The sequence below is a fragment of the Cupriavidus sp. U2 genome (assembly GCF_009663685.2).
Lineage (GTDB): Bacteria > Pseudomonadota > Gammaproteobacteria > Burkholderiales > Burkholderiaceae > Cupriavidus > Cupriavidus necator_C.
Genome location: NZ_RCOG02000014.1, coordinates 1 through 26,405 on the forward strand (window position 1 = coordinate 1; position 26,405 = coordinate 26,405).

General features: G+C 67.1%; 27 protein-coding genes. 15 read left to right on the plus strand and 12 right to left on the minus strand.

What is annotated here, in order from left to right; genetic code table 11:
* A partial coding sequence (locus D9X30_RS13470; RefSeq protein WP_153949369.1) for an integrase core domain-containing protein occupies positions 1-289 on the plus strand: 289 nt, incomplete at its 5' end.
* Positions 290-991: 702 nt separating this feature from the next.
* On the opposite strand, the gene D9X30_RS13475 is transcribed toward D9X30_RS13470, so the two are convergent.
* From D9X30_RS13475 to D9X30_RS13500, 6 genes are all read right to left on the minus strand, one after another.
* Complete coding sequence (locus tag D9X30_RS13475; protein ID WP_153949923.1) at positions 992-3,172, minus strand: TonB-dependent receptor; 2,181 nt, start codon at positions 3,170-3,172, stop codon at positions 992-994.
* A 108-nt stretch (positions 3,173-3,280) separates the two neighbouring features.
* On the minus strand, positions 3,281-3,718 hold the full coding sequence (locus D9X30_RS13480; protein ID WP_153949922.1) for a hypothetical protein: 438 nt from the start codon (positions 3,716-3,718) through the stop codon (positions 3,281-3,283).
* Positions 3,708-4,892 carry a GTP-binding protein gene (locus D9X30_RS13485; RefSeq protein ID WP_153949921.1) on the minus strand — a complete coding sequence of 395 codons (1,185 nt, stop codon included), beginning with the start codon at positions 4,890-4,892 and terminating at the stop codon, positions 3,708-3,710. The genes D9X30_RS13480 and D9X30_RS13485 overlap by 11 nt, the downstream gene beginning before the upstream one ends.
* Positions 4,893-5,109: 217 nt before the next feature.
* The gene (gene dksA, locus D9X30_RS13490) at positions 5,110-5,796 is read right to left on the minus strand and encodes an RNA polymerase-binding protein DksA (protein WP_228771094.1); all 687 of its coding nucleotides are present in this window, start codon (positions 5,794-5,796) and stop codon (positions 5,110-5,112) included.
* A gap of 354 nt (positions 5,797-6,150) precedes the next feature.
* On the minus strand, positions 6,151-7,236 hold the full coding sequence (locus D9X30_RS13495) for a CobW family GTP-binding protein (RefSeq protein WP_153949920.1): 1,086 nt from the start codon (positions 7,234-7,236) through the stop codon (positions 6,151-6,153).
* Between the two features lie 56 nt (positions 7,237-7,292).
* Positions 7,293-7,826 carry a Fur family transcriptional regulator gene (locus tag D9X30_RS13500; RefSeq protein ID WP_153949919.1) on the minus strand — a complete coding sequence of 178 codons (534 nt, stop codon included), beginning with the start codon at positions 7,824-7,826 and terminating at the stop codon, positions 7,293-7,295.
* Between the two features lie 195 nt (positions 7,827-8,021).
* Between D9X30_RS13500 and D9X30_RS13505 the strand changes: the two genes are divergently transcribed.
* The 4 genes from D9X30_RS13505 to hslU all read left to right on the plus strand — a co-directional run bounded on the left by D9X30_RS13505 (position 8,022) and on the right by hslU (position 12,309).
* On the plus strand, positions 8,022-8,933 hold the full coding sequence (locus D9X30_RS13505) for an alpha/beta fold hydrolase (RefSeq protein ID WP_153949918.1): 912 nt from the start codon (positions 8,022-8,024) through the stop codon (positions 8,931-8,933).
* Between the two features lie 240 nt (positions 8,934-9,173).
* Positions 9,174-10,160: a tripartite tricarboxylate transporter substrate-binding protein gene (locus tag D9X30_RS13510; RefSeq protein WP_153949917.1), complete on the plus strand. Its 987-nt coding sequence runs from the start codon at positions 9,174-9,176 to the stop codon at positions 10,158-10,160.
* A gap of 261 nt (positions 10,161-10,421) precedes the next feature.
* Positions 10,422-10,958, plus strand: a complete 537-nt coding sequence (hslV, locus tag D9X30_RS13515; protein WP_092602898.1) for an ATP-dependent protease subunit HslV — start codon at positions 10,422-10,424, stop codon at positions 10,956-10,958.
* Between the two features lie 19 nt (positions 10,959-10,977).
* Positions 10,978-12,309 carry an ATP-dependent protease ATPase subunit HslU gene (gene hslU / locus D9X30_RS13520; RefSeq protein ID WP_153949916.1) on the plus strand — a complete coding sequence of 444 codons (1,332 nt, stop codon included), beginning with the start codon at positions 10,978-10,980 and terminating at the stop codon, positions 12,307-12,309.
* A gap of 87 nt (positions 12,310-12,396) precedes the next feature.
* Here the strand turns inward: hslU and D9X30_RS13525 are convergent, their stop codons facing one another.
* Positions 12,397-12,954 carry a YcnI family copper-binding membrane protein gene (locus tag D9X30_RS13525; protein WP_153949915.1) on the minus strand — a complete coding sequence of 186 codons (558 nt, stop codon included), beginning with the start codon at positions 12,952-12,954 and terminating at the stop codon, positions 12,397-12,399.
* Between the two features lie 302 nt (positions 12,955-13,256).
* Between D9X30_RS13525 and D9X30_RS13530 the strand changes: the two genes are divergently transcribed.
* Complete coding sequence (locus tag D9X30_RS13530) at positions 13,257-13,583, plus strand: hypothetical protein (RefSeq protein WP_153949914.1); 327 nt, start codon at positions 13,257-13,259, stop codon at positions 13,581-13,583.
* Between the two features lie 37 nt (positions 13,584-13,620).
* Here D9X30_RS13530 and D9X30_RS13535 read toward each other — a convergent pair whose 3' ends face one another.
* Positions 13,621-14,235 (minus strand): response regulator transcription factor, encoded by a 615-nt coding sequence (locus tag D9X30_RS13535; protein ID WP_092602904.1) that lies wholly within the window; start codon positions 14,233-14,235, stop codon positions 13,621-13,623.
* The gene (locus D9X30_RS13540; protein WP_153949913.1) at positions 14,235-15,608 is read right to left on the minus strand and encodes an ATP-binding protein; all 1,374 of its coding nucleotides are present in this window, start codon (positions 15,606-15,608) and stop codon (positions 14,235-14,237) included. Before D9X30_RS13540 ends, D9X30_RS13535 begins: the two co-directional genes overlap by 1 nt.
* A 204-nt stretch (positions 15,609-15,812) precedes the next feature.
* Between D9X30_RS13540 and D9X30_RS13545 the strand changes: the two genes are divergently transcribed.
* Entirely contained in the window at positions 15,813-16,310 is a 498-nt protein-coding gene (locus D9X30_RS13545; RefSeq protein WP_153949912.1) for a copper chaperone PCu(A)C, read from the plus strand.
* A 56-nt stretch (positions 16,311-16,366) separates the two neighbouring features.
* Here the strand turns inward: D9X30_RS13545 and D9X30_RS13550 are convergent, their stop codons facing one another.
* Entirely contained in the window at positions 16,367-17,308 is a 942-nt protein-coding gene (locus D9X30_RS13550; RefSeq protein WP_153949911.1) for a LysR family transcriptional regulator, read from the minus strand.
* 63 nt (positions 17,309-17,371) lie between these two features.
* On the minus strand, positions 17,372-17,593 hold the full coding sequence (locus D9X30_RS13555) for a cysteine-rich CWC family protein (protein ID WP_153949910.1): 222 nt from the start codon (positions 17,591-17,593) through the stop codon (positions 17,372-17,374).
* 157 nt (positions 17,594-17,750) lie between these two features.
* On the opposite strand from D9X30_RS13555, the gene argB reads away from it, so the two are divergent.
* The 6 genes from argB (at position 17,751) to D9X30_RS13585 (ending at position 23,442) form a co-directional block, all read left to right on the plus strand.
* A complete protein-coding gene (gene argB, locus D9X30_RS13560) occupies positions 17,751-18,668 on the plus strand; it encodes an acetylglutamate kinase (RefSeq protein WP_066735077.1) in 918 nt (305 codons plus the stop codon).
* Between the two features lie 70 nt (positions 18,669-18,738).
* Positions 18,739-19,773, plus strand: coding sequence for a pyrimidine 5'-nucleotidase (locus D9X30_RS13565; RefSeq protein ID WP_249640955.1), 1,035 nt, complete (start codon positions 18,739-18,741; stop codon positions 19,771-19,773).
* Positions 19,770-20,426 carry a nucleoid occlusion factor SlmA gene (gene slmA, locus D9X30_RS13570; RefSeq protein WP_153949909.1) on the plus strand — a complete coding sequence of 219 codons (657 nt, stop codon included), beginning with the start codon at positions 19,770-19,772 and terminating at the stop codon, positions 20,424-20,426. Before D9X30_RS13565 ends, slmA begins: the two co-directional genes overlap by 4 nt.
* A gap of 287 nt (positions 20,427-20,713) precedes the next feature.
* Entirely contained in the window at positions 20,714-21,886 is a 1,173-nt protein-coding gene (metX, locus tag D9X30_RS13575) for a homoserine O-succinyltransferase MetX (RefSeq protein WP_153949908.1), read from the plus strand.
* Positions 21,883-22,491 (plus strand): methionine biosynthesis protein MetW, encoded by a 609-nt coding sequence (metW, locus tag D9X30_RS13580; protein ID WP_153949907.1) that lies wholly within the window; start codon positions 21,883-21,885, stop codon positions 22,489-22,491. Before metX ends, metW begins: the two co-directional genes overlap by 4 nt.
* 132 nt (positions 22,492-22,623) lie before the next feature.
* Positions 22,624-23,442, plus strand: a complete 819-nt coding sequence (locus D9X30_RS13585; RefSeq protein ID WP_153949906.1) for an acyl-CoA thioesterase — start codon at positions 22,624-22,626, stop codon at positions 23,440-23,442.
* A 50-nt stretch (positions 23,443-23,492) separates the two neighbouring features.
* Here D9X30_RS13585 and D9X30_RS13590 read toward each other — a convergent pair whose 3' ends face one another.
* A complete protein-coding gene (locus tag D9X30_RS13590; protein WP_153949905.1) occupies positions 23,493-24,773 on the minus strand; it encodes a muropeptide transporter in 1,281 nt (426 codons plus the stop codon).
* A 117-nt stretch (positions 24,774-24,890) separates the two neighbouring features.
* Between D9X30_RS13590 and D9X30_RS13595 the strand changes: the two genes are divergently transcribed.
* Together D9X30_RS13595 and D9X30_RS13600 are read left to right on the plus strand one after the other, a co-directional pair.
* Entirely contained in the window at positions 24,891-25,826 is a 936-nt protein-coding gene (locus D9X30_RS13595) for a M48 family metallopeptidase (RefSeq protein WP_502799634.1), read from the plus strand.
* Between the two features lie 109 nt (positions 25,827-25,935).
* Positions 25,936-26,400: an excinuclease ATPase gene (locus tag D9X30_RS13600; RefSeq protein ID WP_153949904.1), complete on the plus strand. Its 465-nt coding sequence runs from the start codon at positions 25,936-25,938 to the stop codon at positions 26,398-26,400.
* Positions 26,401-26,405: the final 5 nt, after the last annotated feature.

Genomic DNA, 26,405 nt, shown 5'->3' on the forward strand with positions numbered 1-26,405 from the left:
GTATGCAAGCGAGGAGTACCAGGGATTGCTGGCGCGCCACGGCCTGGTTTGCAGCATGAGCCGGTCGGGCGATTGCTGGGATAACGCCGTAGCCGAACGCTTCTTCCTGAACCTGAAGATGGAGCGCGTCTGGCAAAGGCGGTACGCCGACCGCGCCGAAGCCCGGCGCGACATCACACAGTACATCGTGGGCTTCTACAACCCGGTGCGCTTGCATTCGACACTGGGCTACGCGTCGCCAACAGACTACGAGGACAAGTTCCAACAGACCACCCTAACACCTGTCTGAAAAAACTTGACCACTACAGGAGCAAACCAGGCAGCGGCAATCCAGCCGTCAGAACTGCGTCCGCATCCCGATCCGCACGCTGTGGCGCGTTCGCACACTGCCGCTTTGCTCCCCTCTCCCATGCAATGGGAGAGGGGTTGGGGGAGAGGGCATCGAGGCCCTGCTTGCCGACATGTCGTCAATGGAAGCACCGCGCCCTCTCCCCCGGCCCCTCTCCCGCGATGCGGGAGAGGGGAGCAAACCAGGCAGCCGCAATTCAGCGTCAGAACTGCGTCCGCATCCCGATCCGCACGCTGCGGCCGGGTAGTGGCGCGTTCGCACACTGCCGGTTTGCTCCCCTCTCCCATGCAATGGGAGAGGGGTTGGGGGAGAGGGCATCGAGGCCCTGCTTGCCGGCATGTCGTCAATGGAAGCACCGCGCCCTCTCCCCCGGCCCCTCTCCCGCCTGGCGGGAGAGGGGAGCAAAACCAGGCAGCCGCAATTCAGCGTCAGAACTGCGTCCGCATCCCGATCCGCACGCTGCGGCGCGTTCGCACACTGCCGTTTTGCTCCCCTCTCCCATGCAATGGGAGAGGGGTTGGGGGAGAGGGCATCGAGGCGCTGCTTGCCGACATGCCGTCAATGGAAGCGCCGCGCCCTCTCCCCCGGCCCCTCTCCCGCCTGGCGGAAGAGGGGAGCAAACCAGGCAGCCGCAATTCAGTGTCAGAACTGCGTCCGCATCCCGATCCGCACGCTGCGGCCGGGTAGTGGCGCGATATCGCGCAGGATCGACGTGGCGCTGCGTGCCTCGGTGTTGGTCAGGTTGTCGCCGCGGACATAGAACAGCGTCTGCGTGCCCGACAGCTTCATCTTGTAGGTCAGCGCCACACCCAGCATCGTGTACGCGTCGGTCGGCGTATCGCCGGTCGGCACACGGCTCTGGCGCGCATTCCAGTCCACGTTGACGCGGGCGCCCCACGGGCCGGCGGCGTAGACCAGCGACCCGCCCAGGCGCAGCGGGGACAGGCGCGGCAGCGGCTGGCCGTTGCTGCGGTTCTCGCCGTGGACGTAGTCGGCGCGCGCTTCGAAGTCGAGCGAATCGCTGGTGGTCAGCATCTTCTGCAGCAGGCGCGTCTTGCCTTCGGCCTCGAAGCCGTACAGCGTGGCGGGTACCCCCGCGTACTGGAGTTCGGGCAGCGCGCCGTCGCTGCCGGCGGCCACCACGTTGCCTTCGGCGTCGCGATAGCCGCCCGTGTTCAGCAGCGCCAGGTAGTTCTGGAAGCGGCTGTAGTACCCCGACACGCTGCCGCTATGGTTGCCCTGCTTGAAGCGCATGCCAAGGTCGATCGACGTGGCGCGTTCCTTGGCGGCGTTCGGGTCGCCCACTTCGAACGATCCCGTGGCCAGGTGCGGGCCGTTGGCGTACAGCTCGTAGAACGTGGGCGCGCGCTCGGTGTACGACAGGTTCGAGGTGACCGTCCAGACCGGGTTGAGCTTGTAAAGCAGGCCAGCCGATGCGCTGCCGGCGTTGAAGCTGCGCTCGGCATCGCTGAAGCGGTCGTTGCCGTTGGCGCTGGACTTCACCTTGCTGTGGTCCAGGCGGCCACCGAAGTTCAGCTTCAGGTCGCCCGACGGGATCAGCGGCAGTTCCTCGAACACGAAGAACGCGGCGTTGTCGGTGGTCGTGCTCGGCACGAAGGCCTCTTCGCCCAGGGCAGAGAAGTCGGTATGGCCGAACTGCGTGCCGATCACGCCGGTCATGTTGCCGATCTTGCCGTGCGTGGCTTCCAGGCGGGCGTCCCAGCCGTGGTTCTTGAAGGTCGTGCCGGTTTCGCCGCCCTCGATCTCGCGGTGCTCGTAGTCGGTGTAGCTGAACTTGCCCTTGACCGACTCGAAGATGCCGTTGGTGGCACCGGCCAGGTTGCGTGACTCGCCCTCCAGCGCAAAGCGGTCCTGGCGCATCTTGATGCGCGCGTCTTCCTCGGCTGGCGTGCCGTAGTCGTTGCGATAGGTCGACCAGTTGGCGCCTACGAAGCCGTCGGCCCACGTGTACGAGCCGCCCATCGAGCCGCCTTCCTGGTGGGCGTTGGTGTTCGGAATCTTGCCGTAGGCTTCGCTCTCGCCTTCGGGCAGCGGCTGGTTGGCGCGCTGCGTGCCGCTGCGGGCGTAGCCCGGAATCCGCAGGTCGCTGGTTTGGCGCACGAAGGCATCGGCGTGCACCGCGAACTTGCCGTTGCCGGCCTCCAGCAGGCCGCTGGCATTGCGGCCCTTGTCGCCGCCAATGGTGCCGCTGACGTTGGCCGCGCCGCTGACGCCGGTAATCGGATCGCGCGGAATGCGGTTGTCGATCACGTTGACCACGCCGCCCACGGCGTTGCCGCCGTACATCAGCGCGGCCGGGCCACGCACCACTTCGATCTTCTCGGCCACGAGCGGGTCGATGGGCACCGCGTGGTCATAGGACAGCGTGGAGGCGTCCAGCGTCGAGCCGCCGTTCTGCAGCACCTTGATGCGGTCGCCGTCCAGGCCCCGGATGATCGGCCGGCTGGCGTTCGGGCCGAAGTAGCTCGATGTGACACCGGGCATGCTGTTCAGCGTTTCGCCAAGCGTGCTGGCCTGGCGCACGGCCAGCGCGTCGCGGCCCAGCGTCGACACCGGGGCGACCATGTCGTTCAGGTCGCTGCCGAGCGGGTTCGCGGTGACCACCACTTCCTTCAGTGTCGGGGTGGCTGGCTGCGCGGCAGGTTGTGCCGAAGCGGCCGGTGCGGGCGGTTGGGCCTCGGGGGCGGCCGGAGTGGTGGCCTGGGCGATGGCGTGCGAGGACAGGCCCGCGGTGATCAATGCGGCAAGTGCCGCCAGCGGGGTGCGGCGCACCGCCAGAGTACGGTTGGAGTTCGAGTACATGGCTCGCGATTCGAATTCGGTATGGGCGGGCGCGGCCACGGCAATGCGGGGCGCGCCCGGTCAGGCGCGCGCGGGCGCGGGGTGTCACCCCGCACACGCGGCTGCAAGTCAGGCGAATGCGAAAGAGGCCGGCGGGGCGCGAGGCTGGAAGGCGTGGGCCGCGGGCAGATCGGGCCAGCGGTAGGCCAGGTTGGCCGGCTTGACCGGCTTGCCGAAGGCGAGCGACGGCAGCACGAAGCTGCCAAAGTGGGTGTCGGCCAGCGTGGCGCCGTCGAACAGCACGCACGAGTGGAGGCCGAGTTTCAGCGAAAACGGTTCGGCATGGCCCGCGTCGGCGGCGTCATCCGTGGCATCGGTGGTGCCGGTGGAATCGGTGGATTCGAGCTGTGCGGCGGCCTGCGGGGCGTTCAGCAGCCCGCCGTGCACCACGCGGTGGACCAGGCCCACGTGCTGCGCCAGCAGCAGGCACGCAACCAGGCACAGCGCCGGCCAGAAGCCGATGCCGCGCGCGCGCCAGCGAGCGAGGAGCGGGAATTCAGTGCGCATGCCCGCAGTCGCACGGCCCGTCGCCATGCTCGTGATCGTAACCGTGGTCGTGGCCATGATCGTGATCGTCGTCGAACGCATCGCCCCAGTCCGGGAACGGATCGGGATACGCCGCCCAGGCGTCGGGGCCGGCCGCCATTTCGTCGTCGGTCAGCAGGCAGGCGTCGAGCCGGGCTTCGAGCGCGGGCGCGTCCAGGTCGGCGCCGATCAGCACCAGTTCCTGGCGGCGGTCGCCATAGGCGGCGGGCAGGCCGTCTTCGAGCAGATCGGCCTCGATGGCGGCACGGGCCAGGCCCTCGGCCGGCCATTCCTCGGCATCGATCGCGGCCCACCACGCACCGGCCGCGCCAGGGCGGCAGACACCGCCGGCCTGGCTCCAGTCGCCGGCAATGTCCATGCGGCTGGCCAGCCAGAACAGGCCCTTGGAGCGCAGCACGTCGCCATGCTCGCGCATCCATTCGGTGTGGATCAGGTCGGCAAACCGCTGCGGATGGAACGGGCGCCGGCGGCGGTACACCAGCGTGGCAATGCCGGCGGCATCGGGCACTGCGTCGTTCTGCAGCGCCGCCTGCCATCCGGCCGCGTTGGGCGTGGCTTCCATGTCGAAGCGGCCGGTCCCCAGCACCTGCGCGGCCGGCACGTTGCCATGGCTGGCATCGACAATGCTGGCGCGCGGGTTCAGCGCGCGCAGCACCACGTGCAGGCGGCCCAGCTGGCCGGCGTCGACCAGATCGATCTTGTTGATGACGATGACGTCGCAGACTTCGATCTGGTCGATCAGTACGTCCACCACCGTGCGGTCGTCGTCATCGTGGGCGGCCAGGCCGCGCGCCGACAGGAAGTCGGCGTCGTGATAGTCGGTCAGGAAGCGGCTGGCATCGACCACGGTCACCAGCGTGTCCAGGTGCGCCACGCCGGGCGACTGCTCGCCGTGGGCGTCCTCGAACGCGAAGCCTTCGGCGATACCGAGCGGTTCGTCGGTCGGATCGGCTTCGATCACGGCAAAGTCGTACTGCCCGGTCTGGGCCAGCCGGTCCACTTCGGCCAGCAGGTCGGCACGGCTGTCGACCACGGCCAGGCGTACCCCGGGCTGCGACATCAGCTGATGCAGCACGGTGGTCTTGCCGGCGCCGGTAAATCCGGACAACACGGTGACGGGCAGGCGAGCGGCCATGACGAAAGGACGTTGTTATTGCAACAAAGTTGCGACTGTAACAGAAAGCCGGCTGCGGCAACAGGCTGGCGGTATTCCGCAATGGTAGTGCCGTAGCCGTGACGCCACAAAGGCAATTGCAATCGGGACGATGCGGGCGCGCAAAGCAAAACGGCCCGGAAGACCGGGCCGTTGGGCGTCGGAGCGGGTCAGCCGCGCGGGTGACCGCCGGAGACGATCAGTCGCCGAACAGCTTCTGGCGCAGTTCGCGGCGCTGCTGGGCTTCCAGCGACAGCGTGGCGGTCGGGCGGGCCAGCAGGCGCGGCACGCCGATCGGCTCGCCGGTTTCCTCGCACCAGCCGTAGTCGCCGGACTCGATGCGCTGCAGCGACTGCTCCACCTTCTTCAGCAGCTTGCGCTCACGGTCGCGCGTGCGCAGTTCGAGTGCGTGTTCTTCTTCGATCGTCGCGCGGTCCGCCGGATCGGGCACGATGACCGTCTCGCGCAGGTGTTCCGTGGTCTGGTCCGCATTCTTGAGGATCTCGTCGCGAAGCTGCTCAAGGCGATTCTTGAAGAAGGCGAGCTGCGCCTCGTTCATGTAATCCTTGTCGCTCATCTTCAGGATTTCAGCTTCAGTCAGAAGTTTGTTGCTGCTCATGGTTCCTGCTGATTCTCTTGTTGATGCGACCGGCGGCGTCTTCGTCCGCTCGGGTGCAGTGGCCGCCCGCTTGCGCGGAGCGGCTGTTTCACTCTGGCTGGCTGCAGTCTTGCTGCTTCGCGTGCCTCCCTTGGCCTCGCCCGCATCGGCGTGCGCCGTACTGCCGCGGGGAGCTGGCGTCGCCTTTTCGGGCGGCGCCTTGAGCGTCTCCGCCGCAGCGGTACCTGTCTTGCTGCGGCTTTCCTTGGTCTTTGTTGCGGCTGTCATGGGGACACCTCTCTCAACGCGTCGAAGAGTGACGGCGCATCGATCGTTGGTCCCCACGCGGAGGGCGGTCTCCGCACGAAGCCAACGACCGCGCCTGCTGGCGGCTGTGCCTCATGCTGACGACGACCGCCGCCCTGCAAATACCGGCTACGCCCAGAGGTGCGCCGCCCGTATCAAATCCGGCCTATTGTACTTGAACAAATTTTTCGGAGATATGGGAGAAAGACCGACAAGAGACAGGAGTTTTCCCGATATTCCCACCCAAGGGGAGGGTAGCGGGCGCTGCCGGGGGTGGCGCGGCGCCCGGCCGCCCAAGCGGCGGCAGGCGCACCTGGCGGCGCGCCCGGGGGAAAGTCAGGCCAGGCAGGCGGCCAGGCCCTTCAGGATGGCGTCGCGCGGCAGGTCCACGCCGATGAACACCATCTTGGTGCCCGGGGTTTCGTCTTCCCACTTGGCGCCCACGTCACTGCCCATCAGCTGGTGCACGCCCTGGAACACCACCTTGCGGTCCACGCCTTCCATATAGAGCACGCCCTTGTAGCGCAGCAGCTTCTCGCCGTAGACCGACAGGATGCCCGACAGGAATTCCTCCAGCTTGCCGTAGTGGAACGGCTTGTCGCTGCGGAAGACGAACGACGCGATGCGGTCGGTGTGGTGGTGGTGATGATGGTGGTCGTGCGCCTGGCCATGGCCGTGATCGTGGTCGTGGCCGTGATCGTGGTCGTGGCCGCAGTCGGTGCCGCAGTGCTCGCCATGCTCGTGGTCATGGTCGTGCTCGTCGGCGTGCAGGAATTCCGGGTCGATCTCCAGCTTCTCGTTCAGGTTGAAGCCGCGCAGGTCGAAAATCGTGTCGATCGGCGTTTCGCCAAAATTGGCCGTGCGGATCGGTGCGCGCGGGTTCATGTGCTTCAGGCGGTGGCGCAGGTCGTCGATGCCGGCCGCGTCGACCAGGTCGGACTTCGTGATGAAGATCGCATCGGCAAAGCCCACCTGGCGCTGGGCCTCTTCCTGCTTGTCCAGCTGCATGTTGCCGTGCTTGGCATCGACCAGCGTGATCACGGCGTCCAGCAGGTAGCGCGAGGCGATTTCCTCGTCCATGAAGAAGGTCTGCGCCACCGGGCCCGGATTGGCCACGCCGGTGGTCTCGATCACCACGCGGTCGAAGTCGAGCTTGCCTTCGTCGCGCTGGGTGACCAGGTCGGACAGCGCCTGCACCAGATCGCCCCGGATCGTGCAGCAGATGCAGCCATTGCTCATCTGCACGATCTGCTCGCGGCCGTCCTGCACCAGGATCTCGTTGTCGATGTTCTCCTCGCCGAATTCGTTTTCGATCACGGCGATCTTCATGCCGTGCTGCTCGTTGAGGATGCGCTTGAGCAGCGTGGTCTTGCCGCTGCCTAGGAAGCCGGTCAGGATGGTGACCGGAATCAGTTTGGACATATTGTTCTGCTCCGAGGAAAGCCGGGATCGAGAGGTCGCCCGTATCTAGTATCTATTCAGTGATCGGCATGGCCGCCGGGCTCCGCGCGCACCTTGCCGCATTCCGCGCAGACCCCGTTGACCGTCAGTTCCACGTGATCGACCGCGAATCCGCTGGGGACCTTCGGCGCCACGGACTTTCCGGCCGATTCCAGGCAGAACGTGCGATCGCAGCGCGTGCAATGGAAGTGGCTGTGCTGGCGATGCACTTCGGCGCGCGCGGCCTCGTGCTCCAGCAGCGTGAAACGGAAGACGCGGTCGTTGCCGGCGCGCTTCTGCGCCAGGCCCTGGTCCACCAGCCAGTCCAGCACCCGGTACACCGTCACGCGGTCCACGTCGCCATCGGCCGGCAGGCGGTCGATCACTTCCTGGTGCGTCAGCGCCGCCTGGGCGTCGATCAGGCACGCCAGGATGGCCACGCGCGGTTGCGTCACACGGGCGCCAAGCTGGCGCAGGCGCGCCTGCGCCGCGTCATGGCGGCCGGCGCCGGCGCCGGCGTCATCGGGCGGGGGCGCGGGCATGTCGGGCGGATGAGGGGTGGGGCGGTTCATGCCGACGATTTAACCATAGGCCCCGGCGAGTTGCAATTCAGTTGCACAAACAGGGTTTTTGGCCAGGGCGGGTGGCAGCCGGGCGGCGTCCGGGGGCGTCCGGGAAGTATTCAGGCGGTATCCGGGCAACCTCTGGTCCGCGGAAAAAAGCCTATGATCGGCAGGCAGGCCAGACCACAACCCGGAGACCTTGTCATGCAGAACGACGCCAGCGCGTTGCTGTTTCCCAATTTCGAGTGGTTTCGCCTGAAGGTGGGCGACGTCGAGATAGGGGGCGTCCGGGGCGGCTCGGGGCCGCCGCTGCTGCTGTTGCACGGCTTCCCGCAGAGCCACCTGATCTGGCACAAGGTAGCGCCGGCGCTGGCCGACCGCTTCACCGTCATCGCCACGGACCTGCGCGGCTACGGCAGCAGCAGCGCGCCGCCGGGCAGCGCCACCCACGATGTCTACAGCAAGCGCGCGATGGCGCAGGACCAGGTCGAGGTGATGCGCCAGCTTGGCTACCGGCGCTTTGCGCTGTGCGCCCATGATCGGGGTGCCCGCGTGGCGCATCGGCTCTGCATGGATCATCCCGACGCGGTCAGCCAGTTGATGCTGCTGGACATCGCGCCGACGCTGGCCATGTACGAGGCCACCGACATGGCATTTGCCGTCGCCTACTGGCACTGGTTCTTCCTGATCCAGCCGGCGCCGTTCCCCGAAACGCTGATCAATGCCGAGCCCGCGTTCCTGATCGAACGGCTGCTGGGGCTGCGGCATCCGGGCGCGGGGCCGAGCCCGTTCGTGCCCGATGCCATGGCCGCCTACGTTGCCGCGATGCGCGAACCGGCGCGCGTGCATGCCATGTGCGAGGACTATCGCGCCGCCGCCACCATCGACCTCGACCACGATCGTGCGGACCGCGACGCCGGCCGCAAGCTGCAGATGCCGGTGCGCGTGCTGTGGGGCGAGCACGGTGTGGTGGCCCGCTGCTTCGAGCCGCTGCAGCTCTGGCAGGAAGTGGGCACAAACGTCACGGGCGGCACGCTGCCGTGCGGTCACTACCTGCCCGAAGAAGCGCCCGAGCCGCTTCTCGAAGAAATCCTCAATTTCATTACATTCTCGTAAGAAACGCCACTTTCTCGCGGGTTAGCCCCTATATCTGGTGCTTGTTCGCGATTGCTAACATCCACCTCCGGCTCCGCCTGTCGGCGGGGCTGGACGCTGCATGGAATCCATACATCGTGCCGATGGTCACCGCGTTTTTCCGATATGGATCGACGCGCTCGGGGGTCGCGAACCACGACAAAGCCCGGCGGCACCCACAGCGTTGGAACGGGGAATCCAAGAGGGAACAGGAGAGACGTAATGAAACGAGTTGCATTGAATATTGCAGCCGCGCTGGCCGTTGCCGGCGTGGGTGTCTTCACGGGAGCGCAGGCGCAGGAATACCCCGGCGGCAAGCCGGTGCAGGCGGTGGTGCCGTTTGCCGCGGGCGGCCCGACCGACAAGGTGGCGCGCGAACTGACGATGATCATGTCCAAGCATCTGGGCACGACCATCGTGATCGAAAACCTGGGCGGTGCCGGCGGCACCATCGGCGCCAAGAAGGTGGCGCAGGCCAAGGGCGACGGCTACACGATCCTGATCCACCATATCGGCATGTCCACGGCGCCGGCGCTGTACCGCAACCTGGGCTTCGATCCGCTGAAGGATTTCGAGATGGTCGGTGAAGTGGCCGACGTGCCGATGGTGATGGTGGGCAACAAGCAACTGCCGCCTGCCACCTTCAAGGACCTGGTGCCGTACATCAAGGCCAACGCCAGCAAGCTGTCGCTGGCCAACGCCGGCATCGGCTCGGCCTCGCACCTGTGCGGCCTGCTGTTCCAGAGCGCGCTCCAGACCGAACTGACCACCGTGCCGTACAAGGGTACCGCCCCGGCGCTGACCGATATCCTCGGCGGCCAGGTCAACCTGATGTGCGACCAGACCACCAACATCGCCGGCCAGCTGAAGGCGGGCGCGTTGAAGCCGTACGCCGCGATGCAGTCGCGCCGCGTGGAAGCGTTCAAGGACATCCCGACCGCCGCCGAACAAGGCATGCCGGGCGTGGAAGTGAAGATCTGGCACGCCATGTACGCGCCCAAGGGCACGCCGAAGCCGATCATCGACAAGCTGTCGGCCGCGCTGCAGAAGTCGGTGCAAGACCCGACCTTCCGCGCCAAGATGGCGGAACTGGGCGCCGAGGCCGTACCGGCCCAGCGCGCCACGCCCGATTCGCTGCGCACGTTCCTGACGTCGGAAATCAACAAGTGGACGCCGGTGATCAAGAAGGCCGGTGTGTACGCTGACTGATCCGCTGACTGACCGGCGGACCGATCCTGCCGATTGCCCGCCCGGGATCGCTCCGGTGCCGAAAAGGCCACGCCATGCGTGGCCTTTTTCCATTTGCGGAGACCTGCCGGGGCGCGATGTGCTGCCGGCGCCGGTCGGGTCCGATCCGACGTCCGGATCGGCGATTTCCTATATTGGAAGATCGTCGCCGGCATGGCCGCCTCTTGAAAGACGGTCATGTGGCGCCACCTAGCCGCAGAACACCTCTCACGCAAAGGCACCATGGAACAGTATCACGGCACCACCATCGTCAGCGTCCGCCGCGGCAATCAGGTCGCACTGGGCGGTGACGGCCAGGTCACGCTCGGCAATATCGTGATGAAGGGAACGGCCCGCAAGGTCCGGCGCATTTATAACGGCAAGGTGCTGGTCGGGTTTGCCGGCAGCACGGCCGATGCCTTCTCGCTGCTCGACCGCTTCGAGGCGAAGCTGGAGAAATACCAGGGCAACCTGACCCGCGCGGCAGTGGACCTGGCCAAGGACTGGCGTTCGGACCGCGCGCTGCGCCGCCTGGAGGCCATGCTGATCACGGCGGACCGCGACACCACGCTGGTCATCACCGGCAACGGCGACGTGCTCGACCCCGAAGGCGGCATCGCGGCCATCGGTTCGGGCGGCGCGTATGCGCAATCGGCCGCCAAGGCGCTGGTCGAGAACACCGAGCTGTCGCCGAAGGACGTGGTCGAAAAGGCCCTGACCATCGCCGGCGAACTCTGCATCTATACGAACACCAACTTCGTCATCGAGACCATCGACTGACGCGCCCCAACGGATTCCCATGTCGCAAACCATGACCCCGTCGGAAATCGTTTCCGAACTCGACAAGCACATCATCGGCCAGAACAAGGCCAAGAAGGCCGTGGCCGTGGCGCTGCGCAACCGCTGGCGCCGCCAGCAGGTGGAAGAGCCGCTGCGCCAGGAAATCACGCCCAAGAACATCCTGATGATCGGACCCACGGGCGTGGGCAAGACCGAGATCGCGCGCCGGCTGGCCAAGCTGGCCGACGCGCCGTTCATCAAGATCGAGGCCACCAAGTTCACCGAGGTGGGCTATGTGGGCCGCGACGTCGATACGATCGTGCGCGACCTGGCCGAAATGGCCGTCAAACAGACGCGCGAATCGGAAATGAAGAAGGTGCGCACCAAGGCCGAGGACGCCGCCGAGGACCGCCTGCTGGACGTGCTGCTGCCGCCGCCGCGCGACATCGGCTTCCAGCAGCAGGAGGACAAGGACTCGAACACGCGCCAGGTATTCCGCAAGAAGCTGCGCCAGGGCGAACTCGACGACAAGGACATCGAGCTGGAAGTGGCCGCCGGCATGCCCAACATGGACATCATGGGGCCGCCGGGCATGGAAGACATGACCGAGCAGATCCGCACGATGTTTGCTGGCCTGGGGCAGGGCAAGAAGGCGCGCCGCAAGATGAAGGTCAGGGAAGCGTTCAGGCTGCTGATCGACGAAGAGGCCGCCAAGCTGCTGAACGAGGAAGAACTCAAGCACAAGGCCATCGCCAACGTCGAGCAGAACGGCATCGTGTTCCTGGACGAGATCGACAAGATCGCCAGCCGCAGCGACGTGGGCGGCGGCGAGGTGTCGCGCCAGGGCGTGCAGCGCGACCTGCTGCCGCTGGTGGAAGGCACCACGGTCAACACGAAGTACGGGATGATCAAGACCGACCACATCCTGTTCATCGCGTCGGGCGCGTTCCATCTGTCCAAGCCTAGCGACCTGATCCCCGAACTGCAGGGCCGCTTCCCGATCCGCGTGGAACTGGAATCGCTGTCGGTGCAGGATTTCGAGGCCATCCTGACGCAGACCGACGCCAGCCTGACCAAGCAGTACCAGGCGCTGCTGAAGACCGAGGAGGTCGACCTGCAGTTCGCCCCGGACGGCATCCGCCGCCTGGCCGAGATCGCGTTCTCGGTCAACGAGAAGGTCGAGAATATCGGCGCGCGCCGCCTGTACACGGTGATGGAGCGTCTGCTCGAAGACCTGTCGTTCCATGCCACGAAGTCGTCGGGCAACACCGTGACGATCGACGCCGCGTATGTGGATGAACGCCTGGGCGACCTGGCGGGCAACGAGGACCTGTCGCGCTACGTGCTGTAACGCGCGGGGCTTCGCCGCAAAACAGAAGAGCCGGACAATTTGCACTGTCCGGCTCTTTTTTTGCCTGCGCGGGCCAGGCCGCCCCGGTCAGTGCGCGTGGCCGGCGTGCCCGGCATGGGCATCGACCGGGATCACCTCAAGCGCCGGCGCGGGCGACTTCAGCTCGCGCGGGTTCTGGCCTTCCGCCGGAACCTGCGTCCATTCCGACTTGCCGTTCTCGCACTCCTGCACCACCGGGAAGTACAGCTTGCCGCCTTGCTCGGGCAGCTTCATCAGCAGGCGGAACTCGTCGAAATGCTGGTCGGCCAGCGTGTTGCCATACCAGCGGATCGTGCGCACATCGTCCTCGACCGTCTTGCCATGCGAGGCATAGGGCCTGGCTAGCTTCGCGCGCTGGACATCGAGTTGCCAGCCCGGCTTCGGCTGCGGATGCGCACCCTGCACGCCTTCGGGGATGGTCACCGTGACCGACTTCGTGGCGCTGCCATTGCAGCCATGGCCCACCATCAGCACGCCCTTGAAGTAGCTGCCGGCGGGCGCCTGCTTCTGTTCGAAGACGATATGGGCGGAGGCCAGCGGCGCGGTGCCAAGCAGGGCAACGGACAGGGCGGCGGGCAGGGCGGCAGCGAGGAGGCGCGGGATCATGGAGCGGGAGTCGTCCGAGAAGGTAACAAAGTGCATCAGTCTAACTTTGCGCACCGGGCGCCGGCGTGCGACGTGGTGCCGCAGCGCGGTCGGCGGTCGCGGGTGGCCCGTTTCAAGTCAGCGGTGTTTCAAAGGCGGCCCGCCCGTTGTCGCACCCGTAACCCTCGTAAGCATTGGTAAGCACACTGGCGCCGATCCTGAAGAAAATGCGACCCTTGCGCACCTTGTCTGTCACCGTCCTGGTCGATGGGACCGATGCGGGAGCCACCGCATCCTGCGCAAACACCTAAAGGGAGTCAGCCATGCGTACAACCTTCTTCAAGCGCAACCGCGTGCGCAAGCGCCGGGTGGCCATGGCCGCCACGGGCGTCGTAGCTGCCATTACCGCCGCCACCGTATTCCTCTGCATCCGCCCCGGCGTGATGACCAACGCTCATGCTGCGGCGGTGCCGGCCGCCAACGTGGCCAGGGTCGCGGACCAGACCGAGCGCAGCGCCGTCGTGGCCGCCACGGCCATGGCCTCGGGCGCGCTGGTGACGCTGGCCGACCGCCACGCCAGCGATGCCGTGCGCATGGCCGATGCGTCGGACGACGACCTGGGCTGGGACTACGTGCAACTGCGCCTGTAATACCGCGCGCCAGCCCGGCAAGTCAGTCCAGCCGGAATCAGCGCGACACCGGCCGCTTGCCCAGCTTGCGCTGCAGCGTGCGTCGATGCATGTTCAGCGCCCGCGCCGTGGCGGAGATATTGCCGCCATGCTCGGTCAGCACCCGCTGGATGTGCTCCCATTCGAGCCGGGCCACCGACAGCGGCACCGGTTCTTCCAGCGCGGCCTCGGCCGCCTCTTCCGAAACGCCCGCCATCAGCGCGGTCAGGATCGAATCGACGTTGGCCGGCTTGGCCAGGTATTCGTCGGCCCCCTGTTTGACCGCTGCCACGGCCGTGGCAATGCTCGCGTAGCCCGTCAGCACCAGGATGCGTGCGTCGGGCAGCGCCTGGCGCAGCGGCGCCACCAGATGCAGCCCCGATTCGGCCGGCGCGGTGCCGCTGGCCTCGGGCGGCGGCCCCAGATGCAGATCCAGCGTGACATAGGCGAACGGCGTTTTCGCGGCCAGGGCCAGCGCGCTGCCGCCGTTGTGCGCCACCTGCACGGCGTAGCCGCGGCGCGTCAGCGCACGGGCCAGCGTGCCGGAAAACACCTCGTCGTCATCGATCACGAGGAAGGGCGTGGCGTCGGGTGCAGGTACGGCGGCCAGTGCGTCGGCAGGTGCGTCGGTCATTACGGTTGGAAATCGGATTGCGGGGAGAGCGGGTTTGCGGCCGCGCCGGCCAGCGGCAGGCGCAGCTCTGTCACCGTGCCGCCCGTGGGGTTGTCGAGCCATGCCAGCCCGCCCCCAAGCTGGCGGGCGGCGCTTTGCGCCAGATACAGGCCGATGCCCTGGCCGCCGTGACTGCTGGCCACCGGCGCTTCGCCCAGCTGCGCGCGCAGCGCGGGCGCGATGCCGCTGCCGTGGTCGGTCACGCGCCAGACCAGCGCGTCGGCGTCCACCGATACGGTCAGCGCCAGCGGCGGGGCCTGACGGGTGCCGCCGCCCTCGCCGTACTGGCTGCGCGCGGCGTTGTCCAGCACGATGGTCAGGATCTGGCTCACGCGCGCCGTATCCACGGCCTGCGACGCGGCATCGGGCAGCACGTCTGCCTGCAGGCTGGCCTGCGGATGGCGCAACTGCCAGCGTTCCACAAATGAAGCGATCCAGGCGTCGATGCGCTGCGGGGCCAGCGTCTCGTGGTCCTCGCGCAGCCGCGCCAGGATCGATCGGCAAAGTTCGAGCTGCTGCTCCATCGTGCGCAAATCGGGCAGGTAGCCGGCCACGGCGGTGGCGCCGCGCCGGGCGTCCTCGGCATCGGCGCGCAATTCGCCGGCGATCACGGCCAGCGTGGCCAGCGGCGTGCCGATTTCATGCGCCACGGCGGCGGCCTGGTCGTTGAGCGCCTCGACGCGCGCCTCGCGCAGCAGCAGTTCGCGCGCATGGTTGAGCTGGGCATCGCGCTGGCGCAGCACGTTCGACAGCCGCGCCACGAAGAACGCGATCATCACGGCACTGGCCACGAAATTCAGCCACATCCCGGCCAGGTGATAGTTCACCGCGTTGTCGGGGTTGTGCAGATGCAGCGGCAGGTATTCGAGCAGCAGCAGCGAATAGCAGGACAGCGCGTAGACCGCCAGCACCACCACCAGGCGCCAAGGCAGGATGGCCGCCGCAATGGCCAGCCCGGGCAGGTAGAACGACACGAACGGGTTGGTGGCGCCCCCCGTATAGAACAGGATGGCCGACAGCGCGGTCAGGTCCACCATCATCTGCACCATCAGCTCGCCGTCGCCGGGCATGGAGCCGCGTGTGGCGTGCCAGCGCAGCCGCGCCACCGAATACAGGTTGAACGCGGCCTGGACCGAAAACAGGAACAGCAGCGGCTTGTACGGCAGCATGATGCCGGCCACCGATTCGCACGACACCAGCAGCATGGCCTGGCCGGCCAGCAGGGCCCAGCGCAGCCAGCACAGGCGGCGCAGGCTGACCAGGCTATGGCGTTGCGCCGGCATGCCGAAGATGGCCGGCAGCGGCGTGGGGGACAGGTCGATCGAGGCGTGCATGGCGCGAGTGTAGCAATGCTGCGGCGGGTTGCCCGTCATGCGACACCGTGCCGCATTCTGGGCCGTGGGCGGGGCTGCCAGACTGTGGGGTTACCGGGCGGCGTGCAGGGCGGCGTGCAGGGCGGCGGGCAGGGTCCTGCCGGCCATGGTCTAATGATCGCCCCAATATCGTCGCCTTCGATCCGAATCGTGGAGATGTTTCCCATGCAAGCCAAAATCCGTGCGGCGCGTGCCGCTTCCATCGTCACTCTTGGCCTGGCCGGCCTGCTGGCCAGCGCCCACGCCATGGCGCAGGTCGACGTCAGCGACGCCTGGGTGCGCGGCACGGTGCCGGCCCAGACCGCGTCCGGCGCGTTCATGACGCTGCACGCGCACGACGCGGCAAAGCTGGTGGGCGTGTCGTCGCCGGTGGCCACGGCCGAGCTGCACGAAATGAAGATGGACAACAACGTGATGCGGATGCGCCAGGTCCAGGCGCTGGACCTGCCGAAGATGCAGGACGTGCAGCTCAAGCCGGGCGGCTATCACGTGATGCTGATGGGCCTGAAGCAGCAGCTCAAGGCCGGCGATACGGTGCCCATCACGCTGAAGATCGAACAGAACGGCAAGGTGACGGAACAGACCGTCAAGGCCGAGGTGCGCGACGTGACCGCGTCGGCCCAGTCGGGCGGCCACGCTGGCCACATGGACCACAAGCACTGACCGGGACCCCAAGCACTGACCGGCTTGGGCCGGCGCCGCCGGGCTGGCCCGCCGGGTCAGCCGCGCAGGCTGATGGCGGCGGCTTCGGCGTCCGCGTCGGCTGACGTGGCGGCCTCGCGCACGCGTTCGCGCAGCCAGGTATGGCCGGGATCGGCCTCGGCCTTTTCGGGCCAGATCATGCTGTAGCTGAAGCCCGGGATCGTAAACGGCGCCTCGAAGATGGCCAGGCGTGGGTCGGCCAGGGCTTCCAGGCTGCGCCGGGCCGTGGTCAGGACCATGTTGGTGCCGACGATCAGCCCCGGGGCCACGCTCCAGTGCGGCACCGCGCAGGCAATCTTGCGCCGGCCGCCCAGCCGCGTCACGGCGGCGTCGATGGCCTCGCCGCGCTCGGTGGCGGCCGTCACCAGCACATGCGAGCGCGCCAGGTAGGCCACGTGGTCGAGCCGGCCGGTGTCGCGCACCGTGGCTGCATCCACCGCGCAGGCAAAATCGTCATCGAACAGCACCGCCGTACGCACGCCCTCGGGCTCGAACGAGAAGGCGGCCAGCGCCACGTCCAGCTCGCCGTCGGCGATCTGCGCGGTCATGGTCTCGCGGCTGGACTGCGTCACCACCAGGTCGATATTGGGCGCCGCCCGGCGCAGGGCGCGCAGCAGGCGGGGCAACACCACCAGGGCGCCATAGTCGGACATCGCCAGGCGGAACGTGCGCCGGGCCGTGGCCGGCTGGAAGCCGCCCGGTCCCAGCAGGATGCGCACCTGCGCCAGCGCCTCGGCCAGCGGGCCGGTCAGCTCGTGGGCGCGCGGCGTCAACACCAGTCCGCCCTGGCCTCGCACCAGCAGCGGGTCGTCCAGCAACTGCCGCAGCCGCGCCAGCGAATGGCTCACGGCCGGCTGGCTCAGCTGCAGCCGCAGCGCGGCGCGCGAGATATGGCGTTCGGCCAGCAGTGCTTCCAGCACCACCAGCAGGTTGAGATCGATTCCGCGTAGGCTATTCATGTCGCGAATGTTAAACCGGACCGCGTCCGTTTTGTCATTCGCCGAACGCAGGAGCGAAAATTTTCATGATGAAGCGGCAGGTGTCTCGGCCTGACGACGTTTCAGGCAGTCGGGACACAGGCAATGCCGCCCCGGCACGATCTGGCGCGCCGGCAGCAGCGGCAGGCTGGCGCACCAGCATTCCGGCAGCCCGGCCGCATACCCGCAGACGAAGGCCGCCCCGCAGGCGCTGCAATGTTCCACGGGGCGCAGCCGGCCGGTCTGTATCGTCGAGGGGTCGGTCATGGCGTTGTATCCTTCTTGCATTGCCGCGATTGCAATGCCGCCGCCGGTTTCTTGTAGAATCGGCGCCTGCCCGCAATGCCGGCCCGCCCCGTACCGCCTTGTCAGGCGGACGGTTCGTCATGATACCTGCTCCAGATCACACGGAATGTCCGAAGCCATGAACGCTGACAATCCTGGGCCTGCCACCACGTCGGTAGCGGCCATCGCCCCCTCTCTCAAGGCCGAAATCCTTGCCGAGGCGCTCCCCTACATCCGCAAGTTCCACGGCAAGACCATTGTGGTCAAGTACGGCGGCAATGCGATGACCGAGGAAAAGCTCAAGCACGGCTTTGCGCGCGACGTGATCCTGCTGAAGCTCGTGGGCATGAACCCGGTGGTGGTGCACGGCGGCGGTCCGCAGATCGACGAGGCGCTGAAGAAGGTCGGCAAGGTCGGCACGTTCATCCAGGGCATGCGCGTCACCGACGAGGAAACCATGGAAGTGGTGGAATGGGTGCTCGGCGGCGAAGTCCAGCAGGACATCGTCATGCTGATCAACCAGTACGGTGGCCAGGCCGTGGGCCTGACCGGCAAGGACGGCGGCCTGATCCGCGCCAAGCGCCTGCAGATGCCCGACCGCGAGAACCCGGGCACCTTCATCGATATCGGCTACGTTGGCGATATCGAGGCGATCAACCCGGCCGTGGTCAAGGCGCTGCAGGACGACGCGTTCATCCCGGTGATCTCGCCGATCGGCTTCTCCGACGATGGCCAGGCGTACAACATCAACGCCGACGTCGTGGCCGGCAAGATGGCCGAGATCCTGAAGGCCGAGAAGCTCGTCATGATGACGAACATCCCGGGCGTGATGGACAAGAAGGGCAACCTGCTGACCGACCTGTCGGCGCGCGAGATCGAGGAACTGTTCGCCGACGGCACGATTTCCGGCGGCATGCTGCCGAAGATCTCGTCGGCGCTGGATGCCGCCAAGAGCGGCGTGCATTCGGTCCACATCATCGACGGCCGCATCGAACATTCGCTGCTGCTGGAAATCCTGACCGAACAGGCCTTCGGCACGATGATCCGCTCGCACTGAGCGCGTCCGTCAGGGAGCCCGCCCGGTGCGGGTTCCCGGTCTTCCTCTCCATTCAGTTCACAATCCAGGCGTGTTTATCCGTCAGCCCACCCAGCGTCGCGGCAGGGATCGCGCACGCCGTCTTACGTCCGGACAGGCTTCCGTCCACCGTCCGCGCCGGCATCTGCTGCGCGACCCGGCAGGAAATGCCTCCGGCGATACGGTGTGGCTGTTCGACCTCGACAACACGCTGCACGATGCCTCGCATGCGATCTTTCCGGCCATCAACCGGCTGATGACCGCCTACGTGGCACGGGTACTGGGCAGCGACGAGGCCACGGCCAGCCGCGTGCGCGTGGACTACTGGCAGCGTTACGGCGCCACCCTGCTTGGCATGATCCGCCATCACCAGGTGGACCCGGCGGATTTCCTGCGTGCCGCGCATGACTTCCCCGAACTGGCGGACATGGTGCGCGTGCGCCGCGGGCTGGTGGCCGCGCTGCGCCGGTTGCCGGGCCGCAAGATCCTGGTGACCAACGCGCCGCGCGACTACGCGATGGCGGTGATGGCGGTGGCCGGGATCGACCGCTGCTTCGAGCGCGTGGTGGCGATCGAGGACATGTGGGTGCATGGCCATCTGCGGCCCAAGCCCGACCGGCGCATGCTGCGCCGGCTGCTGACGCAGATTGGCGTGGCGCGGCGCCGCGTAGTGCTGGTGGAGGACACCGTGTCTCACCTGAAGCACTATGCGGCCATGGGCATCCGCACGGCGTGGGTCACCGGCTTCCTGCGCACGCTGGCGCCGTCGCGGCCCCATGTGGTGCCGGCCCAGGCTGGCGCCGCGCGCGATGCCGCCACGCGCTCGATGCTGTCGGCCGAGGATCGCCAGCATGTGGGCCACACGGCCCAGGAGCGTTCGGTGACGCTGGTCGCGGCCGAAAGCCAGGACCCGTCGGCCGGCCTGGACGGCGAGTCAAGTGCCCGGACTGCGGCAACGGCGCCACAGATGCAGGCCGATCACGCCCCCAGAATGCGTGCCCGCGTGGTGAATCGCCCGGGATATGTGGACATAAAAGTACAATTGATGCATCAACTCCTACGACAAAAGCGGAGAATCGGGTCATGACGCAAACCATCGCTCGCGAGGCAGAGGCTCTCATGCCAGTCGCCCCATCGGCCATCGAGCCGGAGACCCCGGCGCGCAAGCGGCCACGCCCGGGCGAACGCCGCATCCAGATCCTGCAGACGCTGGCCGGCATGCTCGAGCACCCGCGCGGGGAAAAGATCACGACGGCCGCACTGGCTGCCAGGCTGTCAGTGTCCGAGGCCGCCCTGTATCGCCATTTCGCCAGCAAGGCGCAGATGTTCGAAGGCCTGATCGGCTTTATCGAGCAGACGGTGTTCGGCCTGATCAACCAGATCACCACGCAGGAAGAACACGGCCTGCGCCAGGTGCAGGCCATCGTGCGCATGCTGCTGACGTTTGCCGAAAAGAACCCGGGCATGACGCGCGTGCTGACCGGCGAGGCCCTGGTGGGCGAGCACGAGCGCCTGCAGGAACGCATCAACCAGATGGTGGACCGCATCGAGGCATCGCTGCGCCAGTGCCTGAAGGTGGCGGTCACGCAGGCCGCGTTTCCGGCCGACGCCGATATTCCGGGGCGCGTGGCGCTGATTACCGCCACGGTGCAGGGCCACTGGCACCGCTACGCCCGCAGCGGGTTCCGCAAGCTGCCGAGCGACAACATCGACGCGCAGCTGCGCGTGCTGCTGGGGTAAATGCCCCGCGCCGGCGAGCGGTCATGCGTGCGGCCGGCGCTTTGCACTATAATGTGCGGGTCGCGCCGATTTGATGACTGGCTTGCGGGCGCGCGGCACCTGGGGAAAACGCTCCGGTTGCCAATATAAATGCGGCTAAAGAGGTTGGGTCGGTGCCTCGCGGATGGAATCTTCCACGCTCCAGCACCGACACGCGGAATCCCGCGAAAAGCCCGACTTGGCTGCGAAACCTACGCATTGGCCGGTCGGGTTTTTTTTCGCCTGCTGACTTGACGCGGGCCTGCTCCATGACCGATGTCGCTCCTCCCGCTGGCGTGCTCGATGTGCCGACCGATTCCGTCGGCGTCGTCACGCCCCAGCGCCTGCATTTCGCCGAACCGCTGAAGCTGCGCAACGGCAGCCAGATCGCCGGCTATGACCTGATGGTCGAGACCTACGGCACGCTCAACGCCTCGCGCAGCAATGCCGTGCTGGTGTGCCACGCCCTGAACGCCTCGCACCACGTGGCCGGCATCGCCGCCGACAACCCGCGCGATATCGGCTGGTGGGACAACATGGTCGGCCCCGGCAAGCCGCTCGATACCAACCGCTTCTTCGTCATCGGCGTGAACAACCTCGGGTCGTGCTTCGGCTCGACGGGGCCGATGAGCACCAACCCGGCCACCGGCGCCCCTTACGGCGCGCTGTTCCCGGTGGTGACGGTCGAGGACTGGGTCAACGCGCAGGCGCGCGTGGCCGACCACTTCGGCATCGATCAGTTCGCGGCGGTGATGGGCGGCAGCCTGGGGGGCATGCAGGCGCTGGCCTGGAGCCTGATGTACCCGGACCGCCTGCGCCACTGCATCGTGGTGGCCTCCACGCCGAAGCTGTCGGCGCAGAACATCGCGTTCAACGAGGTGGCGCGCAGCGCCATCCTGTCCGACCCCGATTTCCACGGCGGCAACTACTACGCGCACAACGTGAAGCCCAAGCGCGGGCTGCGCGTGGCGCGCATGATCGGCCATATCACGTACCTGTCCGACGAGGACATGGCCGAGAAATTCGGCCGGACGCTCAAGGCCGAAGACATCCAGTTCTCGTTCGACGTCGAGTTCCAGGTGGAAAGCTATCTGCGCTACCAGGGCGACAAGTTCGCCGAGTACTTCGACGCGAACACGTACCTGCTGATCACGCGCGCGCTGGACTATTTCGACCCGGCGCTGGCCTTCCAGGGCGACCTGACGAAGACCATGGCCCAGACGCACTCGAAGTTCCTGGTGGTCAGCTTCAGCACGGACTGGCGTTTCGCGCCGAACCGCAGCCGCGAGATCGTCAAGGCACTGCTCGACAACAAGCGGCAGGTATCGTACGCCGAGATCGACGCGCCGCATGGCCACGACGCCTTCCTGCTGGAAGACCCGCGCTATCACAACCTGATGCGCGCCTACTACGAACGCATTGCCGAGGAGATCGGTGCATGAACGCCGCCAATCCCAATATCCTCGCGCTGCGCCCCGACTTTCGCGCGATTGCCCGCTGGGTGGAGCCGAACTCCACCGTGCTCGACGCCGGCTGCGGCGATGGCAGCCTGCTGCGCGTGCTGCAGGACGAGCTGGACGTGAAGGCCTACGGCATCGAGATCCGAGACGAAGAGGTGCTGGCCTGCGCCCAGAAGGGCGTCAACGTGATCCAGCAGAACCTGGAGGGCGGCCTGGCGCTGTTCGAGGACAAGAGCTTCGACACGGTGATCCTGTCGCAGACGCTGCAGACCATCCACAACACGGCGCAGGTGCTGCGCGACACGCTGCGCGTGGGCCGCGAGTGCATCGTGTCGTTCCCGAACTTCGGCTACTGGCCGCACCGGCTGTCGGTGTTCCAGGGCCGCATGCCGGTGTCGGAGTCGCTGCCCTACCAGTGGTACAACACGCCGAACGTGCGCGTGCTGACGATCCGCGATTTCGAGGAACTGGCACCCAAGGTGGGCCTGCGCGTGCTGGACCGCGTGGTGATGCACGAAGGCGTGACCGTGAACTGGGGCGTCAACTGGCGCGGCAGCCTGGCGGTGTACCGGGTGGCGGCCACCTGACATGGGGCTCCGCCGATGCCGCCCGGCGCGCTGCAGGGCGGAATCGAAGCGTCCCTAGCTTGACGCAAGCTTCCGGCGGGCATACCGTACGTCGTTACCGAACGACCGTACTTTTTTCCTGCATCCACCGCCATGACGCAAGCGCCCCTGCATCCGCTCGATCACGCCCTGCAACTGGAACCGGCCGGCGAACACCGCTTCCGGGGACACACCAGCCAGGCCTACTGGAACATGATCGGGCCGTTCGGCGGCGCCACGGCGGCAGCGATGCTGCAGGCGGCGCTGATCCATCCCGAGCGGCTGGGCGATCCCAGCGCGCTGACCGTCAACTTTGCTGGCCCGATCGCGGAAGGGGCGTTCGAGATCGTCGCGCGGCCGGCGCGGACCAACCGGTCGACCCAGCACTGGCATCTGGAGGTGCAGCAGAACGGCGAAGTCACCACCACCGGCAGCGCCGTGTTCGCGGTGCGCCGCGAAACATGGAATTGTGGCGAAGCGGCGATGCCGGACGTGCCCGCCGCCCAGACATTGCCGAAAATGGGTGGCTTCGCACCCGTGAAATGGATCAACAGCTATGACATGCGCGCGGTGCGGGGCGCCAAGCCCGCGGCCGCGCCGGGCACGGAGAATCCGGACAGCCTGACGCAATTCTGGATCCGCGACGAACCGGCGCGCACGCCCGACTATGCTGCCATGGCGGCCTGGTGCGACGCGTTCTATCCGCGCATCTTTCTCAAGCGCGCGGGCTTCGTGCCGGCCGGCACGGTATCGCTGACCACGTATTTCCACGCCGATGCGGCCACGCTGGCCGCGCTAGGCGACCGCCACGTGCTGGGCAGCGCCCAGGCGCGCGTGTTCCGGCAGGGCTTCTTCGACCAGACCGCCGAGATCTGGAGCCCCGATGGCGAGTTGCTCGCCACCTCGCACCAGATCGTCTATTACAAGGAGTAAGTCCGGGACCTGCGCGGTGCGCCTTGGCCGGGCCGGCCTGGCGCCTTGAACTATGCCGGCCGGGCCGCCGCCGCTTCTGCCGGCTCGCGTGCCTGGGCTTCATAGCGGTGGACGGTGTTGCGCATGCCCCAGAGCAGCGCCACGCCGGGCACGGCCGCGATGACGGTGCCGAGGTAGAACGGCGCCCAGCCCCACGCCTCGACCATGTAGCCCGAGGTCGGGCCCACGTAGACGCGGCCGATCGACGCCAGCGCCGACAGCAGCGCGTACTGCGTGGCCGAGAACGAGCGGTTGCACAGCGTCATCAGCAGCGCCACGAAGGCCGCCGTGCCCATGCCGCCGCAGATGTTCTCCACCGCGATGGTCGCGGCCATGGTCCACAGGTGGGGCGGCGTCACCGCCAGCACCCAGTAGCCCAGGTTCGACACCCCCTGCAGCACGCCGAACAGCATCAGCGACCGATACAGCCCCAGCCGCACCATCAGCGATCCGCCGAACAGCGCGCCGATGATCGTGGCCGCCAGGCCCAGCGTCTTGTTGACGATGCCGACCTCGCCGGGGTCGAAGCCCAGCCCGCGGATCAGGAAGGTGGTCGACAGGCTGCCCGCGAAGGCATCGCCGAGCTTGTACAGCACGATCAGCAGCAGCAGCCACCAGGCGCCCTGGCGCCCGAAGAAGTCGCGCAGCGGGCCAAGTACCGCCTCTTCCAGCGATCTGGGCGCGCGCGCCGGGGTGTCCGGTTCGGGCGCCCACATCAGCGTGAGCAGGCCCACACTCATCAGCGCGGCCATCAGCAGGTACATGTTCGACCAGCCCAGCACGCGGTCGGCCAGGTAGAGCGCCAGGCCGCCCGACACCAGCATGGCCAGCCGATAGCCCAGCACCTTGACCGCCGCGCCGGCGCCGCGTTCGGCGGGCCGCAGCACGTCGGTACTGTAGGCATCGAACACGATGTCCTGCGACGCGGACAGGAAGGCCACCAGCGTGGCCAGTGCCGCCAGCGCCCACAGCGCCTGGTGCGGCGGGCAGAAGGCCATCGCCGCGATGCTGCCCACCAGCGCCAGCTGGGTCACCAGCAGCCAGCCGCGCCGCCGTCCCAGCATCGGCGGTGTGTAGCGGTCCATCAGCGGGGCCCACAGGAACTTGAAGATATAGGCCTGGCCCACCAGCGAGAAGAAGCCGATCGTCTTGATGTCGAGCCCTTCCACGGTCATCCAGGCCTGCAGCGTGCCCGAAGTCAGTGCGAGCGGCAGGCCGGAGGCAAAACCGAGCGTCAGCATGGCGCCGATGCGGCGGTTGCGGAAGATGTCGAGATAGGTCTGGAAATTCATGATGGGGTGGCGCCAGGGCTGGCGTGTATTATTGCATCACCCGTTCGCGCTGCCCCCGAACCCGTCACGACTTATTTCGCATCGAGCCCCGCCGTGAATCCCATCATGCCCGAGACCATGCGTCAGTCCTGCCTGCGCGTCATCATGGCCGCCGTGGCGCTGGCACCCGCGCTGCCCGTGGTGGCCCAGGAGGTGGCGCTGGTGGCAGCCCCCGACGATGGCGTGCGCGTGGAGCGGCGCTATTCGAAGGTGCGCGAGATCGTGCCGATGGAGGTCATCGACCAGCAGGCCGCCCGCGAATACGAACAGGTCAAGCAGGAAGCCATCGCCAAACATACGCTGCTGGACGACGCCGATCCGCAGGTGCAGCGCCTGCGCGAGATCGGCATCCGGCTGCTGCCGCAGACCGTGCTCTGGAACCCGCGCGCCGGCCGCTGGCCGTGGGAAATCAACGTCATCCGCGCCAAGCAGATCAACGCCTTCTGCATGCCCGGCGGCAAGATGGCCGTCTATACGGGGCTGCTCGACGAACTGAAGCTGACCGACGACGAAGTGGCCGTGGTGATGGGCCACGAGATTGCCCATGCGCTGGAAGAGCACGCGCGCCAGCGTGCGGCGCAGGCGGAAATCTCGAATCTGGGGGCTAACGTGGTGTCGCAGCTGACCGGCTTCGGCAACCTGGGCAATATGGACATCGGGTCCAACGCCAAGATGTTGTCGCTGCGGTTTTCGCGGCTGGAAGAGACCGAGGCCGACCTGATCGGCATGGACATCGCCGCCCGCGCCGGCTACGACCCGCGCGCGGCCGTCACGCTGTGGCAGAAGATGGGCAAGTTCCTGCAGGCGGGCGACGAATTCTCGTCGACCCATCCGTCGGGCCGCAGCCGCATCGCGGTGCTGGAGGCCCACATGCAAGAGGTGCTGCCGATCTACGCCAAGACCATGAACATGCCGATGGACAAGCTGGCGCCGCATCAGGCCAACATGGCTGGCCTGGCCGGCGCACCGGTGGACGCCGGCGACGAAGACCAGCGGCGGCCACTAAAAAAGTAAACACTTCAATCTGATTCGTGCAGCGGCGGATCGGGTAGCATGGTTCGGGTGGCGTTCGAGGCGCGTGGCGCCGCCGATGCCGAGGATCGACTCAACCAGGGAGAGGCCCATGAACAAGACATTGCGCAGTGCCCTCGTCGCAACCGCCGTACTGGCATCGGGGGCCGCCAGCGCGGCCGACCAACTCATGAACATGCCGATCGATGCCGCATTGAAGTCGCCCACGGCGGCGACCCGGATCGACCCGGGCATCCAGATGTCGTGGGGCTTCAACAGGCTCGACGGCGCACAGAATCCGGTGTTGTTCAAGACGGTGAAGCGCGTGCGCCGGCCTGTGAGCCGGGTGCAGGACACGCCTGTGCCGACCGATGCCGAACTGTGCCAGACCGTGTTTGTCGAGGCGCTGCAGGAGTTGCAGCAACGGGCCAGCAGCACCGGCAACAACGCCTTGATGGAGATCCGCAGCAACTGGAAGGACGACGAAACGTCGAGCGACAAGACTTATGTGTGCGCCAAGGGCGCGGCCTATATCGGCGTCGCGCTCAAGGCCACGCTGGTCAAGGTGGGGGGCTGATCCAG